The 16208-nt window shown below is 55.1% G+C and carries 11 protein-coding genes and 1 pseudogene; 5 read left to right on the forward strand and 7 right to left on the reverse strand.

Annotated elements, in window-relative coordinates; all coding sequences use genetic code 11:
- Positions 1 to 304: 304 nt before the first annotated feature.
- From cysE to DF283_RS09350, 3 genes and pseudogenes are all read left to right on the forward strand, one after another.
- Positions 305 to 802: pseudogene (cysE, locus tag DF283_RS09340) on the forward strand (serine O-acetyltransferase); the annotation flags it as partial.
- 251 nt (positions 803 to 1053) lie between these two features.
- A complete protein-coding gene (locus DF283_RS09345) occupies positions 1054 to 2481 on the forward strand; it encodes a M48 family metalloprotease (protein WP_303674526.1) in 1428 nt (475 codons plus the stop codon).
- A 145-nt stretch (positions 2482 to 2626) separates the two neighbouring features.
- The gene (locus tag DF283_RS09350; RefSeq protein ID WP_303674527.1) at positions 2627 to 3112 is read left to right on the forward strand and encodes a putative metalloprotease CJM1_0395 family protein; all 486 of its coding nucleotides are present in this window, start codon (positions 2627 to 2629) and stop codon (positions 3110 to 3112) included.
- Positions 3113 to 3127: 15 nt separating this feature from the next.
- Here the strand turns inward: DF283_RS09350 and treY are convergent, their stop codons facing one another.
- From treY to DF283_RS09385, 7 genes are all read right to left on the reverse strand, one after another.
- Positions 3128 to 6109, reverse strand: a complete 2982-nt coding sequence (gene treY / locus DF283_RS09355) for a malto-oligosyltrehalose synthase (RefSeq protein ID WP_303674576.1) — start codon at positions 6107 to 6109, stop codon at positions 3128 to 3130.
- Positions 6110 to 6126: 17 nt separating this feature from the next.
- The gene (malQ, locus tag DF283_RS09360) at positions 6127 to 8403 is read right to left on the reverse strand and encodes a 4-alpha-glucanotransferase (RefSeq protein ID WP_303674528.1); all 2277 of its coding nucleotides are present in this window, start codon (positions 8401 to 8403) and stop codon (positions 6127 to 6129) included.
- A 6-nt stretch (positions 8404 to 8409) separates the two neighbouring features.
- The gene (treZ, locus tag DF283_RS09365; protein WP_443083013.1) at positions 8410 to 10323 is read right to left on the reverse strand and encodes a malto-oligosyltrehalose trehalohydrolase; all 1914 of its coding nucleotides are present in this window, start codon (positions 10321 to 10323) and stop codon (positions 8410 to 8412) included.
- A 616-nt stretch (positions 10324 to 10939) separates the two neighbouring features.
- Entirely contained in the window at positions 10940 to 11413 is a 474-nt protein-coding gene (locus DF283_RS09370; protein WP_303674530.1) for a hypothetical protein, read from the reverse strand.
- Between the two features lie 120 nt (positions 11414 to 11533).
- Positions 11534 to 12565 carry a hypothetical protein gene (locus DF283_RS09375; RefSeq protein ID WP_303674531.1) on the reverse strand — a complete coding sequence of 344 codons (1032 nt, stop codon included), beginning with the start codon at positions 12563 to 12565 and terminating at the stop codon, positions 11534 to 11536.
- Between the two features lie 249 nt (positions 12566 to 12814).
- Positions 12815 to 13582 carry a response regulator transcription factor RpaB gene (gene rpaB, locus DF283_RS09380; RefSeq protein WP_303674532.1) on the reverse strand — a complete coding sequence of 256 codons (768 nt, stop codon included), beginning with the start codon at positions 13580 to 13582 and terminating at the stop codon, positions 12815 to 12817.
- 353 nt (positions 13583 to 13935) lie between these two features.
- The gene (locus DF283_RS09385; RefSeq protein ID WP_303674533.1) at positions 13936 to 14340 is read right to left on the reverse strand and encodes a hypothetical protein; all 405 of its coding nucleotides are present in this window, start codon (positions 14338 to 14340) and stop codon (positions 13936 to 13938) included.
- A 518-nt stretch (positions 14341 to 14858) separates the two neighbouring features.
- On the opposite strand from DF283_RS09385, the gene DF283_RS09390 reads away from it, so the two are divergent.
- Positions 14859 to 15221, forward strand: a complete 363-nt coding sequence (locus DF283_RS09390) for a hypothetical protein (RefSeq protein ID WP_303674534.1) — start codon at positions 14859 to 14861, stop codon at positions 15219 to 15221.
- A 259-nt stretch (positions 15222 to 15480) separates the two neighbouring features.
- Complete coding sequence (locus DF283_RS09395) at positions 15481 to 16182, forward strand: YkgJ family cysteine cluster protein (RefSeq protein WP_303674535.1); 702 nt, start codon at positions 15481 to 15483, stop codon at positions 16180 to 16182.
- Positions 16183 to 16208: the final 26 nt, after the last annotated feature.

The raw sequence follows: 16208 nt of genomic DNA on the forward strand, positions 1-16208 counted from the left end.
CTGAAGACTGGTTATTTTTTATGTTTCCAACTCAGCTTGAGCGCTCGCCACGCACTGATGATCGGCGCTGGCGTCGGGTGTGATTCAAAGCGTTCAGCTGGATAAATAACATGCTGTAAATCCTGGTAACTGTTTGAACTAAACAGACTGGCTCAGTGTACATCGAGCTTGAATTGATGTCGTACTAGTAGACAAAAAGCATCCCCTTTTGTCAATCGCCAAATCTTGGCATAATAGAGTCTAGCGCACGCAAGCGGACTTCAGGGGTTTTATGGTTCTATCCGACTTGATGATGAAAGGCCCTATGTTTATTCTTGAAGACATTGAGACGGTTTTGCAGCGAGATCCGGCGGCTCGCACCCGTCTGGAAGTGTTTCTGTGCTATCCGGGCTTGCATGCCATCTGGCTGCACCGCTTGAATCATGGCTTATGGGGCTGGGGCCTGACCACGCTGGCACGGTTGGGGTCTCATGTGGCCCGTTTTCTGACCGGTATTGAGATACACCCCGCCGCCCGCATCGGAAGGCGCTTTTTTATTGATCACGGGCTGGGGGTGGTCATTGGGGAAACCACCGTGATTGGCGATGATGTGACCCTGTATCAGCAGGTGACCCTGGGGGGCACCGGTAGGGAGCGGGGCAAACGCCATCCGACTCTGGAAAATGGCGTGGTGATCGGGGCGGGAGCAAAAGTGCTGGGCAATATCACCGTGGGCCAGGGGGCCCAGGTCGGTTCTGGTTCGGTGGTGATTAAAGACGTTCCCGCTGAGGCCACTGTGGTTGGGATTCCCGCTCGGGTCATTGCCCTGAACGGTAAACGGGTCACGGCATCTGTCCATGAGGCGGCTTTGGCCGGGGAAGGGCGTTCAGCCGAAGGGTTGGATCCCTGAGGAATTCTCAATATAGCTTTTGGGTAGGGGCTTTTTTGGAAAACCGAAGATAGTACGGTTTACTGAAGGGGGCAATTTGGATAAAGTCAATTGATGAAATTAATCGTCGTTTTCTAAGATAAATTGGGTCAGTTAGAAATTTGATTGCGTGGAAACCTGTGACCTTGAATCGTTCTCGTTTGGTATTAATGGCGTTGCTCTACCTTTGGGGTTGGCTATGTGCGTGGGCTTGTCCCGGGGCTTGGGCCGAAGGGGAGGAAGATCCCTTATGGAATCGGCCCTCGTTTGAGAAAAAGGTGTTTCGGGTCGGTCAGCGCATTTTAAGCGCCAACGGCATTCCCGATCGCATTGAATTCCTGGCCAGTCGGCTGGATATCCGAAACGCCTCTGCCAGCCGGTTCGGCGGCCCCAATACAGTGATTATTTACAAGGACATGCTGGATGTCATGGAGAGCGATGATGAACTGGCCGCCGTGCTGTCTCATGAGATCGCCCATATCACCAAGCGGCATACCGGTAAAATCGTGCCTAAGCGATGGGCGGCCAAAACGGCTTTATGGACGGCCTATACGGTGGGCGGAACGGCAGCTTCCGTTGCCACGGCGGGGCTGGCCGCGCCGGTGTTCATCGTGGGCGCTGCGGGGATTAAAAAAATGCATCGAAATGGCATTGCCTTGACCGATCCCATCTCCCGGCCCTATGAGAAAGAGGCGGATTTGGTGGGCCTGGAGTATATGACCAAAGCCGGGTACAACCCCCTGGCTATGGAGTCTCTACTTCTGAAAGGGGCCGCCGATTCTGGGCCCGTGGCCAATTTCTTTTCCAGCCATCCCGGCGGCAGTGAGCGACTGGCTTATATCCATGAAGCCATTCAGAGCCACTACCCTCAATATCTAGCGGATGCCAATGAATCGGCTGCCGATGCGAAAAATGCCGCCTTGCCCAAGGCAGGGGCAGTGTCTCCGGCTGACCCTGTGAAGATGGCTGCTCAGTTCTCGGCATTGGCAGAGGGGAAAGACAATCCGAATCACCAGCACGAGGGTTCAGTGCCCTCGTCGCAGGCTGCCCTGAACCCGTCTTCTCTGCCCGCCCGATCAAAGGCCCCTAGGCAGCAATCGGCATCTGCTCCGCAATCGGTGCCCGCTTCGCAATCGGTATCCACGGGGGGAAGCCAGTCGGGGCCGGAAAAGTCTGTTCAATCCCCAGCGAAGAGTCCCGCAGCGCAACCGGTCGCTGCCTCCACAGCCTCTGCCTCTGTGGCTTCTTCTTCCCCCTCTAACGCCAAGGCCTTGTTTGCCAAGCCAGCCGCCCCGTCTGCTGGGCCCGGCCCCCATGAGCGTTCCGTGGCACAGGTTTTATTGGGCTTGCAGCCGGATCAGCTTCGCATTTTGCGCATGCTGAGTCAGCACGGCTACCTGTCCCGGCAAGAGTTGGTAAACCAGATGGAATACGTGCCAGCCGATAGTTTGACCCAGCAGATCAATGCGCTGATTCAAAAGCGTCTGGTTCGTCTGCTGGGGGCGGAACCGGACGAGGTGATTGTGCTGACCGATTGGGCTGCCGAGGCCTTTCAACCCGCTTCAGCCCGATAAGGGACAGGCAGATGGTTTTGATGGGGGCGTTTGGGGCCTCTGTTATAAATCTTAACTTTTAGCAGGGTAAGTGCTGGCTAGATAGTCGCTTCATGATTTAAAATAGCTTTACTTAAGTTCAGGTTCTGAATGGAAGGGGTGACCTTTGGGACTCTCGGTTTGTCATCAATCGCTTTGGGCCCGGCCAGTGCCGCATGCCGCCGCGCAATCACCGGGTCAGCAATCCCCAGGGAAGGATAGTGCCCAGTCGATCCAGCCCAAGGGAAAGGATTCTGCTGCCTTTGAGCAATTCAAGGCCCAGCGCTACGCGGAGATTCTCTCCCATGAACAAGCGCATCAGTCCGCCGCAGGGAGCTTGGGCGGTGGTATTCACATCGATTTTGACAGCAATGGGGTGGCTGTGGGTGGCCATGTGCCCATAAAAATTCCACCCCTGGATCCCAGCAATCCGGAAGCCTCTTACCAAAGCTATTGTCAGGTGCGGAACGCCGCCCTGGCTCCGGGGGATCCGTCCGGACAAGATTGCGCGGTGGCCTCCAAAGCACAGGCGCTGATGGGGCAGGCGCAGGTCCTGATGGCCCGCAAAAAGCAGAAGGCTCAAAAAATCGCCGAAGCCGGAACGCAGGATTGATTTGCCAGAGCTGCTTTAACCCAATCTCAAAAAGCCCACCGGTAAGTCCTTAAAGACGTCCGACAGATTGAGGGCCTTTTGAGCATCATGGTTCACCGGTGCCAATGGCTCCAGGGTCAGCAGGTTGGTAACGGGTCGGTTCTGCAGAAAGTCCGGCAACAAGAGCTGAGTATTCTTCCAGACCCGCTTTCCGCAGGGCTGTCCGCTTTTGCGCAGGCCCAGCCAGGTATTTAATCTAGGCACAGCCACAATGACGGCCTCCCCTTCCAGCCAGCGTACGAATGCCACCACGTGATCGCTGTAAATGCCACTGACCTCCAGAGGCAGGTAATGACCTTGCTGAAATAAGGCTGGATGGGCCTGACGGTACCCCAGGACCTTGGCGATGAGATACTGTTTAATGCGCCCATCGCTCATGTCCCGGACGATTTCATCCAGCGGCTTTTGCAGGGTATGGGCATCCGGGGCCTCCAGAAGTGGGCGGAGCTGTGCCAGTTGGGCCTGACGCACGGCATAATCCACCGGGCGGCGATTGTCCGGGTCCACCAGACTTAAATCCCACAGTTCGCAACCCTGATACAGATCTGGCACGCCGGGGCAGGTCAGTTTCAGTAGGGTTTGAGAGAGGGCGTTAAATTGCCCCAGCCGGGCGATTTGCCGCTGAAAAGGCAGAAAGCTGCGCATAAACAGCGGTGAGGGTTTTAATACCACGCCCCGAATAAAGGCTTGTAGCCCCGTTTCATAGGTATGGTTTGGGTTGATCCAGCTGGTATGGCGCTTGGCTTCGCGGGCCGCTTTTAACATGTATTGCTCCAGGCGTTCCGCCAACTGGGCCCTTTCCTCTTCTTTGGGGTTTTCAAAAGGCCAAATGCCAAGCAGGGTTTGGTAAAACAGATACTCATCGTTGGGACAGGGGGCCACCACATCATCTCCCGGCCTTTGCAGTAAATGCCGATGGATGCGACGCCAGGAGGTGAGATGCTTTTGCCACTCTTCCGGCATTTCCGACAACACGCTGATGCGGGCCCGCACATCTTCTGAGCGCTTGGTATCGTGCGTGGTGGTGCTTAGCAGGGTATGCGGCGTGCGTTGCAATCGCTGCTGATTGCGATAGTGGAAAGTAGCTGCCGAAATGCCAAAAACCGTGGGCTCCCCACCCACCTCATTGAGAGAAACGAGGCGATTGTAGCGGTAAAACGAGGTATCCTCAAGCCCCTTGGCCATTACCGGGCCGCTGTACTGCTGAAATTTCATGGCGAAATGGCAAACCGCAGCCCGAAATCGGGAGGCCTCGGTGACTTCCGGGGTAGTGGTGGACGAGACCCTGCGCGCATCTGCTGCACCTGGGGGCTGCGTCTCCGTGAGATGCTCCAGTTGGGCTTCCAGCAGCAGGATGGAGTGCAGAAAATCGTAAATGCTGGAGTCTATGGCCGTACTGTGGCGTTTGGCCAGATTGATGGCCCAGTCAATGTATTCGCCGTCCTTCTTGCTGAGAGTCTCGTGGGTTACATAGGTTCGGTAGACCGGGAAGCAGGCCACCACTTCCATCAAGGCGCTGCGCAGGTTGTGCAGGGTAAAGTCTCGGGAACGCCAGTTCTGTTTACACAGCCGGTACAACTGCTGGGTCAGCACCCCCAGTTCACTGTTCAGGGTGGTGCGCATAATCAGTTTCTTGCACTCGTGGACCAGTGATTCAAAGTGGATGGGATGCCCCAGCGTTTTTTCATAAATGCGGGTCATTTCCTTTTCATGCTCTTGTTGTACGAACAAGCCATTGACGGTGTTGGCAAACTCGTATCCGGTGGTACCCTGTACCAGCCAGTTTTGAGGCAATCGCTCATAGGGGGCCAGAATTTTCTCAATGGCTACGTACAAGGGCAACCGTGGATCGCCCAGTTGCAAATCCGGTTCCAGGGACACATTCAGACGTTTGGCGGCCTCTATTTGCAATTGGTGAAAATAGGCGGCCGGGTCATACAGTCCATCGGGATGATCAATGCGCAGGCCGCTGATCCAGCCTTCTTCAATCAGTCGCAGGATGAGAGCGTGGGTTTCCGCAAACACCCGGGGATCTTCCACCCGCAGGGCGACCAGGTCATTGATATCAAAAAAACGCCGATAATTGATTTCATCGCTGGCCACCCGCCAGTTGGAGAGGCGGTAAACCTGCATTTCCAGCAGACGGTGCAATCGGTTCTGGTTGGTGATGTCTGGCAGGCGGGTTTGAAAGTCCTGCAAGGTTTCCTGAATGAAATTGAATATGTCAGGCGTGCTGTTGCCCAGGGCCAGCAAACGCCCCAGGCTGATATTCTTTTCCCGGATGCGCTCTTCTTTCTTTTCCCAGCAGCCTTCGGTTTCTATGGGCAAGCGCTCAAAGGCGGTCATAATGCTCTGATATTCCAGAAAGGCAGGGTTAGATTGCCCCAGTCGGGCCTCCAGCACCTCCAGGCGTTGCCCCAGAATGAGAGGATATGACACCGGGTTTACCGGAATGGTGTGTTCGTAATAGTCCAGCCAGAAGCGGGCGGTAGAGGGGTCAAACCGCAGCTGCAGCTCGCCGTTCTTCAGGACCTGACCATAGGAATCTCCCAGAATGGGCAGCAAAATCTTGTGTTTCAGGTCTTCCGTAAGCGGATGCCAGTCGATGTCAAAATAATCGGCGTACAGGGAGGAAGTGCCGTTTTCCAGCAAATCCATCCACCACGGATTGTTTTGGGCAGCCCCCATGTGGTTGGGCACAATGTCCAGAATCAGGGACATCCCCTCCGCCTTCAGCGTTGAAGCCAGCTGGATAAATTCCTCGTAGCTTCCGATCTCCGAGCTAAGTTGCTGGTGATTGCTGATATCGTAGCCGTGAGGACTGTTCTCCCGGGCTTGCAGCAGCGGAGAGGCATAGCAATGGCTGATGCCCAGTTGCTTGAGATAGGGAATGAGGGCAATGGCGTCCTGAAACCGGAACTCCCGGTTAAACTGGAACCGGTAAGTCGCCGTGGGAATACTTACGGCAGAGCTTCCTAGGCTTTTTTTTTGCGCTCCGCCTCAGGAATATCGCCCTTCCAGGTTTTGGGTCGTTCGGTGGCAATGGCCTGACAGACGCTTAAAATCCGGTGGTCCGTTCCATACTCTTCCAGCGGAAGCGTAATTTTACGCTTCCAGCAAGGATAGACCGGATCGGTGGTGCCGGGCAGGTTGATTTGATCAATCTGCTGCAACATGTCCTCAAACTGCACCATAAACAGCTTGGAATTGGTCTGGGAAACCAGCCGGTGGATGGCCGCCGACAGCTCCGGGGTCATCATGGGGGCGGACAGGGGGCCCGCATTAATGCCTTCCGGCAGCAAGCCGCGCTGTTCCAGCAAATTCAGAATGGCCATGCGTTCCATGACCCGGTCTTTAATTTGCCGCTCCCGCAATTCCGGGTTGGGGTATAAATCCAGCGCCGTGCGAACGGTAATGTCCTGACCTTGCCAAAAACCACTCAGAGTGGGCAAGTCGTGGGTGCTGACGGCCACAGCGGCGTTGGACTGGTACTCTTCCGGCGCTTTGTAGTGATCATGATTCTTTTCAAAGTAAAACACCTTGTAGGAGAACACACCCCAGCGATCCATGCGATCCCGCACCACTTCCGGCACGGTGCCCATGTCTTCGCCAATGACCATGCAGCGATTGCGTTGGCTTTCCAGGGCCAGAATGCCGAACAGTTCATCCACCGGGTAATGAATGTAAGCCCCTTGGGATGGTGGCAGGCCCGGCGGAATCAGGAACAGGCGCATCAGGCCCATCACGTGATCGATGCGCAGCGCCCCGGCGTGTTTCATGTTCTGGCGCAGCATGCCAATGAACGATTCGTAGGCTTCTTCCCGCATTTTCTCGGGGATCATGGGGGGCAGGCCCCAGTCCTGACCCTTCTGGTTGTACTCATCCGGCGGAGCGCCCACGGCACTGGATTGGGCGAATAGGTGCTGGTTGGCCCACACATCCGCGCCACCGCGATCCACGCCCACGGCCATGTCCATATACAAGCCTACGCCCAGTTGCTTTTCCAGGCAACGCTGACCCGCCTGCTGCAGTTGGAGATCAATTTGCCATTGCAGATACTGGTAAAAAGCGACCTGCTCGCCGTTGGATTTCAGGTATTCCTGAACTGCGGGGCTTTCCGGGCTGCGGTAGGCTTCCGGCCAGACCGGCCATCCCCAGATGCTGGCGTCTTCCTTGTGGAAGCGCTCTTGCAGGGCGTGGAAGAGCGCGAAACGCTCCAGCAGTTTTCCCTGCGCCTGAATATACTGAGCAAAGGCCTTGGCCCGTTCGGTATTTTGGGCCCAATGATTTTCCCGGAAGTTCTGGTAAAGCAGTTTCAGGACATCCAGCTTGCGCTGTCCCACTTCGGCGTAAGGCACCATGGATTCTTCACGCAGACGCTCCAAGGCGGCCTGAAAATCCGGGCTGAGAACCAGTTGCCGTGCCGGGGCGGATTCCTCAAAATCGGCAATACCGGTTACATCCAGCAGGGTCACATTGAAAAACAGTCGGCTGGAAGGGGAGTAGGGGCTGGCATGAGACGGGTTGTGAGGGTACAGGGCATGCAGCGGGTTCAGGCCCACAATGGCCGCCCCTTGTTCGGCGCACCAGTCTACAATCCGGGTTAAGTCCCCAAAGTCTCCCACGCCCCAGTTGCGTTTGGAGTGAATGGCGTACAGCTGCACAGCCGGGCCCCAGATTTTTTTCAGCGGTTGATTGGGTTCGTCCTGCAGGATGGGCGGCAGGTAGCAACGGCTGGGAGTGACCACCAGCAGCATTTCCACGGCGGGTTCACCCGAGGCTTTGCTTAAACCGAAGCGGTGATAGCCCATGGGCAGATCGCCGGTCAGCATGAACTTGTAACGCACCACCTTGTCGTGTTGCACGGCCAATTCTACATCGCCCAGGTGGGGCAGATGAATGGGCACCACCTCACCTTGCTGCACCTGACCATCTTCCCGGGTCAGGGTCCAGTGGAAGGTGTGTTCCGTCTGGGTGTGGGGAATGTTCAATACAATGGCAATGGCCGCCTCTGTTTCGGAAACCACCTGCACGGGCTCCAGCCAGCGGGCCACGGTGGCGTATTGCAGGCGTTCAAAAGCGGCGTCAATATTTTCCTGGGTGTTGGTATGGACTTCCATGGCCGAAAGGATGGCCTTGCACATATCGTCCGTGACCGGATGGGTGTTGCCCCAGATGTCCTGCCACTCCAACTGGATGCCGTAGGCTTGCGCCAGGCTGCGGACGTTGTTTTGATGAATCATGGTTTCCATTACTGCCTATCCTGTTTGCCAAATCACGAACCACGCCGGCATCTGGCCAGTTTCTAAAACGCTTGCGGCATTGGCCTCGGAGTGATAAACGCAGTCAAGCCCTGCCGTTACTAGATTATGGAAAATGTTTGGCGGGACTGTCAACGTCCGGCTTCCCAGATTGGCCGTTAACTGCCAGCATTGACCGCCGGAAAGCGCCCAGCGCACCTGAAGGCCGCATGTTTCAAAAACTTCATAGCCATGGGGTGTCGGTGCCCCCTTCCGAAAATCCGGCAGGCGGGGAACCAGTCTCTCCTGCCGCAGCGTGAGCAACCGGGTATAGTGTTTCAGCCAAAACAGGTGCGGCTCTTGCTCCGTCTCGGACCAGTTCAGGCAAGAATTCTGAAAGGTTTGCAGATCGTTGGGATCGGGAATGCCCTCTCGCAGGGCTGGATCGGCAAAAGCCGGGAAGCGGGCAAACTCCTGACGGCGTCCTTCCCGCACCTGTTGGGCCAGATCGCCCTCAAAGTCGCAAAAATAGAGGAAGGGCTGCTCGGTTCCCCATTCCTCTCCCATAAAGAGCAAGGGAGGGGCGGGGGCCAGCAGCAGGCATTCCAGAAGGGCTAACCGGGCTGCGGGGGGAGCCAATTGGGCGAGGCGTTCCCCAAAGGCCCGATTGCCGATTTGATCGTGGTTCTGTAAAAAATTGACAAACGCGGTGGGCGGCAGATGGCTGCTGTTCTCTCCCCGTGTCTCATGACGGCGATAGGCAGAGGGTTCCCCCTGATAGGCAAAGCCTTCCGCCAAACAACGACCCAGGTGGGCAATGGCGGAGCGTCCGCTACCGGCAGTGTCATAATCCTGGTAGTAGCCGCCGGTTTCACCAGTGGCAATCACGTGGGCGGCATGGTGGAAATCATCGTTCCATTGGGCCTGATACCCGGTTTCCAGCAGACGGGAACGGTTATCATCATTTTCCAGAATCAGGTGAATGGGTCGGGGTAGGGTCTCTTGAACGCTATCGCTCAGCGCTTCCAGAAAGGGGTGGGGGGAGCTGTCCTGAATGGCATGCACCGCGTCCAGTCGCAGGCCATCAAAGCCGTATTCCTTCAGCCAGAACAGGGCGTTTTCAATAAAAAATTGCCGGACTTCGGGGGGGCCTTCAAAGTGGATGGCCGCTCCCCACGGCGTTTGGTATTTGTCGGTAAAAAACGGTTGGGCATAAGTGTGCAAGTAATTGCCATCCGGCCCAAAGTGATTGTAAACCACGTCCAGAATGATCATCAGTCCCCGGCAATGAGCCTCGTTGATTAGCGCTTTTAAGTCAGAGGGCGTTCCATACGCGCTATCCGGGGCATAGGGTAATACCCCGTCATACCCCCAGTTTCGTTGTCCCGGAAATTCGGCGATGGGCATCAGTTCAATCGCCGTGATGCCCAGATTTTTGAGGTAATCCAGTTTTTCTATGACTCCCTGAAATGTGCCCTTGGGGGTAAATGTGCCCACGTGCAGCTCATAGACAACGGCCTCTTCCCAGGGACGATTTTTCCATTCCGAATGCAAGCGCGGCAGATTGGTGAAATCAATCACCTGACTGGGCCCATGCACGTCGGCAGGTTGATAGCGAGAGGCCGGGTCCGGCACCAGCCAGTGATCGTCAATCTGGAACTGGTACAAGGTACCGTGGCCGGTATTGGGGACTTCCAGCGTGTACCAGCCGCCTGATTGGCGTTGCATGGGCAAGCGGGGGGAGTCGTTTTGTGAGGCGGGCAATTCCCGGGATGTGGGCAGTACCAGCGCGACGCTTTGGGCCGAGGGCGCCCACAATTTAAACTCAACGCAATTGCGACTTGCATGGACCCTGGGGCCAAAGGCATACCTGGACGGGGCGGCTTTGTTTGTTAAACGGGCGTGAAGCGCCGGTTTTGCCGAAGCCTGCAGGGAGGAGGGGAGATTTTGAAATCGCATGCCGTGTTCCATTTGGTGACAGTGTTGTTTATTATAAAAAAATTCCTGGCTGGGCCCTATTACTCTACTGACTGATTGTTCAGGTTTGACTTGCATGCGGCAGGGGCGGTTTTGCTTAAAATGCGCCTGGAGTGCGTATCGTCAACACAGGCCAAAAAAAAGAGCCGGAAACCGGCTCGATAAGATCCCCAAAAGAAATCTGTGGCCAAGCATCACGGGGTTGATGGATTTCGCCTCAGGTCAACGGGATTGCGAAAGTCCTCATCATGGCCGTTGCTTGCCAATTCAATTTTGTTTGTTTGACCAGAATGGTGTTTGAATCAAACGGTCAAAATGGCCCTGGATAATTGCGTGTAGTCACTGTTAACCGGGTCACTGTTAACTGGCGCGTTCGCTGCCTGTCATTCCTGATACATCCCCCAAACCATCTTTGGTTTTCGATTGGTATGTTTCTATTGAAAAATTTTTGGCCCTGAATTTCAATTAGTCGAGTGTCTAGCGATGGGTTACCCGTCGGGCTGTGTTTGACAACGGGGTGGATTAGCATAAGGACGGTGAGCCGGAAAAAAGAGGGGTGTCCGCTGACGGATCAGTAGATGGTCATGCCCGAAGAGGACACAGACTCGTGCGTCATCTGGTTTTTAAGGTGGCTGGTAATGTAATACTGATCCTCTTCCGTGAGGTATTCCCGAATCCAGGCGAAAACGCTCTCACCATCCACACGCTCAACCTTTTCCAGTAAATCGCGCAAGGTGATCATGTTGTGATAATATTCCCCGCTGGGTTCATCCACGTGCATCATAATGGACAGCTCGATAATGCGATTAATATCCTGATCCACCGCTGCGGAGCGGGCAATTAAATCGTTGTACAGTCCTTTTTCCTGGATAAAGGGGAACAGTAAATTTTCCTTGATTTGCACATAGCTGTAAATTTCATCCATGATGGTATTGGATTTCTCCATGCGCTGGGTGTCATCCAGCCTGGAATAATCCTGAATCAGTTCACTCAAAACCCGATGGGCAATGTTCAGTTTTGAATTCAAGACGCTGGTAATTTCCATGATACCCTCCCCCTGTGGCCGGTTCCTCAATTCTAGCCTTGGGCAGCCGAAGATTGAATTCCCCGGCAGGCTAAATCGCCCAACGGCAGGGCTGAATGCCCGACGAAGCGGGGGGATGGATTAATCGTCGGAGCCGGGGCTGATGGGCAGGGGGACCGTCACCTGATTTTCGGGCTCTTCCTGTAGCTCCAGACGGCGTTTTTTGGCCTCTTCTTCCGCTTTTTTCTCGGCGGCGGATTTGGGCACCACCGGGCGTTGATCCACTACGGCGCCAGCCCCGGCGGGACGGGCGTTCAAGGGGGCCTTTTTAATTTCTGCGGGTCTCATGGGCTGAACGGACGGGGTATTAACTGGGCTGGGCGTGGCGGCCGGTACTGGGCCCCCTGCACCGGTCTGGGCCGAAGCGGGTTTGCTTTCCGAAACGGCTGGGCTGTTGACTTGGGCGTTGGTGGACGCTTGCTGGCTGTCTGTGGCTGGGGCCCCATTGGTGGATGCGGTGGGTTGTGTTCCGGCCGTCTCCGTTTGCGTTTGTGTTACAGCCTCCGCGGTCGGTTCCGGCTTGGGGGCGGTGGCGGCATCCAGGGCCCTGCTTTGGGCCATGCACTGTAAAAAGGCCTTGTCCTTGGCGATCCAGTACAGGCCGTTGAGTTGAAAGCTCAGCCCATTGGGCACAAATACCAGCTGCTCTTCCATACTCCCCAACCCACGCTGTACTTTTCGGTTCAGTACATCCAGGAAACGCTGAGGGTCTGCCTTGCCGGATTTATCTTTCAAAAACTCCCGGCGAAAACCGATTTCATTGCGGTCGTACTCTTCCAAATCCCCCAGAAAACTCTCCACGCAGTTGGTCATAATCATAAACTGGCGGCGACCCACGCCCTTTTTAAACGCTTCACTGGCGTAGTCGTCGTAAATAACGCCGTACCGCTTGTTTCGCTCCAGTTCCTGAATGTCATCGGCGGCCATTTGCAACAGGGCCAGTTCGTCCTTGCGGTAGGCGTACTGCGGCGCGTTAGGGTCTTTGGGATCGACACTGACCCGATCGCTGCGACATCCGGCCAGACACAGCACCGAGAGCAAGCCCAGAAAGAGAACAGCGCTTACTTTTTTAGCGGACAGTGGATTTAACTCCTGTAGTACTAGGAACGCCATGCGCCTGAACCAAGCCTCATCCGATTCTTATTCGCACTGATTATGCTTTGATCTCATCTTGATCTTGCCGGGAGCTGAATACGCTCTACCAAACAGCGAGCAACAGCTCTGGTATTGTACTTTTCCATTGTAACGCAAATTGAGCCCTGATGACTGTCTCTGTTCCGGGTCTTTTTATTCAGGTTTTCCAGGAATTTCGCAGGAAAGGGAATACAGGGGGCCAGCCGGTGTGGGCCAGTCCCTCCTGACCTAATCGATTTTCTGGAACATGTAGCCGATACCGCGCGCGGTCAGAATCAGCTCCGGGTTGCTGATATCGGTTTCCAGCTTGGAGCGCAGGCGGCTGATATGCACATCCACGACCCGGGTATCAATGCGATGATCCGGCGGGTAGGACCAGACGTGCTGCAAAATTTCCCCGCGAGAGAAAGGCTTGCCGGAGTTGTTGACCAACAGTTCCAGCAGGCTGAATTCCATACCGGTCAAGCGAACCCGCTCATTTTTCTTGAAAACCTGGCGCTTGTTCAAATCCACCTTCAGGTGACCAATGGCCACCACGTTGTTGGTTTCCTTGCTGGCTGCGGGCGTTCCGCCGCTTTTGCTGGTCGTCCGCCGCAGGATGCACTTGACCCGGGCTTCCAGTTCCTTGGGGCTGAAGGGTTTGACCACGTAATCATCGGCGCCCAGTTCCAGACCGGTAATGCGCTCGGCCACATCGCCCAGGGCGGTCAGAATGATGACCGGGGTGTCGGCCTGTTTTCGAATTTCCTTGGTGACCCCATAGCCGTCCATTTTGGGCATCATAATGTCCAGCACCACAATATCGGGCAGGAATTTGTTGAAAACGTCCATGGCCTCTTCACCATCAGCGGCGGTAGCGGTGTCAAAGCCCAGCATCTTGAAGCGGGTCTCCAGAATCCTGCGAATGCTGGCTTCATCATCGACGATTAAAATTTTGTCAGCACGCCCGGTCGATTTTTGGCCGCTTGCGGATTCTTTTTCAGATGTAGCACTCAATGGGGTAAACCTCTCTCGCCATTTCTGATGATTTTAATAAAAACTGTGGTGTTTCAGGGAAGCCACGGTCTGTGCTGGGGATTTGGCGTGGATGACGCAGAACATGTGTGCCGTCTGGCATCCATACAATGTAAACACCCTGTCCACAGCTCAAAATTGACTCTCTTTTATAACGTTTGCCTGATCGCACTCCCTTAATCATACTAGAGACCGAAAGCACAGTAAAGTCACAATCCGCTGGTTGGATGGCACCGCCCGCTTCGGAGCGGCAGGCTGGAAACCGCCGCTTCACAGCGGGCAGACAAAAAGCCCGAGTCCGTGAACCGGGCTTTTTGGGCTATTGGACTGTGGCTTCAGCTATTTTGAATGACGGGCTGACCAACCAGATAATTGTCCAGAATTTCCTGGAGCATGGCCGGGGATGGCTTTTTTCCGAATTCCTGCAGGAACGTTTGCTCCAGCATGCGGCTCATCAGGCTGTGGCCTTCCGGGCTGATGGTGCCCATAAAGCTGTCCATGGCGCGCTCAACACTGGACGGGCTGCCCCCCAGCCGGGCGTGCATATGTTGAGATTTGCCCTGTGCGGCCAAAAGATCGAGCATTCGGTCGGGCGTGATTTTGAGATCGGCGTACGGATCGCCCGGCTCACCGGCTGCGGACGTGCCGGTTTCAGGGGCTTCCTGTTTTTTTTGTTTGCTACCGGGCGTAAAATGAGCGCCCAGTTTCTTATCGGGGTTAAAACCGTTCATGTCAGTCATTGGGTCTTGTTCCCTCGTTGTTTAAGTTCACTCAATCGGCTTCGGCAGGACGATGAAAATCTTGAGGCCCGGGTGTTGAAAGATTTACAAATCTTGTAACGGGTTATTTGTCTGTATTTATTATTTTATCAAACTATTGACAATCGGCATGGCCCGATGGTGGCCCAGGCTTCATGGTGCTGGGTGGACCATCCACAGCAGGGCGGCCCGAATGGCTGCCGGATGTTTTATGGCGTCTCCCCTGAAAGTCCGATCCCGGCAGGGGGCATGTCCATTATACGTCGGGACGCTCCGGCATGGTCTGATTTTGGGCCTCGGGGGGCGCAATCTCCTTCATGTGGAGTAGGCTGTGATTCCGGAAGCCGCCCTGTCCCGGAAAATCCCGGCTGCTCGTGCTGCCCGGCCTGCGCTTTCGTCCGGCTGGGTCAATCCGGATTGATTTTTTGTTTTTATTGTATATAGAAAGCGCAAATTTGAAAAAAGAAAAACCTGCTAATGGCATTGAGAGGTGTCCTGTTATGCCCAGAAAGAAAGCTGGCAAGGTGGCTGCCACCAAAACCGCCGCCACGTCCGAAAAAAAAACGCCGCTGACCCAACCCCACGCTAAAACCCGGTCTAAAACCCTGAAAGACAGGGAAAACAGACTGGCCCTGATGGGATACGTGCGGGGCAAAGACTGGTCCACGGAACAGATACGCAATTTGCAGGCCATTGAACAGGCTCTGGAAGAGTGTTCTGTTGTCCTGAAGGCCCTGCCGGAACAGTCCACGGAAGAGGCTGGAATCATTGAGCGACTGCAAGCCCTGGAAATGGAACGTTTCCAGTTGCTGGGCCAACTCCACGGCAACCGGGTGAACGATTACCACCTGCTCATTTCATAACGCCCGCCACTAACCGGCATTAATGCCAACGGGTCTTGAAATTATTGAAATTATTGGGCATTCCCCCCCCCCGGCGGGAGGAGAAACGTCCGTTCGCCCTCATCTCAAGTCGATCTCAACTTAATCTCAAAGTGACCGGAGCGCCCCTTTGCCCCGGACTTCTGGCCCATTCGCAGGATGACGGAGCCAGGAATATCCACCATACTGAAGGCTAGAGCAAAAAACGGAGTGGTGGGCCCTCTGGCCCCTGTATCGATCAATGACCAATGTTTTCGCTCAGGAATTGGGAATCCCCCTGCCCCGATGCTGCAATCTGGGTTCCTGCTGTAAAGGGGCCTCTCCCAGCACACCTTACCATCAGCTACTGCCCCGGGCGGTGGCTGGCGATGATTTCGCCCGTGGGTTTTTCTCCATTATGGTGCCGTATGCCACCCATGCGGAAGCGGAACAAGTGGTTCCGGGCATTGTGGAACGCACCCTGAAAGCGGCGGAAAAACAGGAGGCCTTCGCTTCCCCGGCGGATGTGGTGTTTTACCGTTGCCGCTACCAAACCGAAGATAACCGCTGCGGGGTGTGGGAAGATCGTCCCCAGTTCTGCCGGGATTACCCGGACACCCCCTTTGTGGTGATGGCCCCCGGCTGCGCCTTTGAAGGGTGGGGCAAGGCTTGCAAGGAAAAATTTTACGCCCTGAAAGCGGAAGTTTCCCGCCTGAAAGAACTAAAAACCGAACTGGACGTTTTGAAAAAAGCCCAGTCCCTGGGCTTATCCGCAGAGGCCAGTGCTATCTCCGATTCTGAAGTCCTTGCGCCGGAGACTGCTTACAGTCATCCGTACACGAAGATTGACGAGTTATTACGGGCTGTCCATAATACAGAAAACTTGAGTTTGATCTTGTCCTTAACCCGTTTGTATGTGGCTTCGCCACTGCCATCGGTTTATTTTATTCGCTTTGGGTTTTAATTTTTCCAAAAAATTGCTATATCCAA

The sequence above is a fragment of the Vampirovibrio chlorellavorus genome, assembly GCF_003149375.1.
Classification (GTDB): Bacteria; Cyanobacteriota; Vampirovibrionia; order Vampirovibrionales; family Vampirovibrionaceae; genus Vampirovibrio; species Vampirovibrio chlorellavorus_B.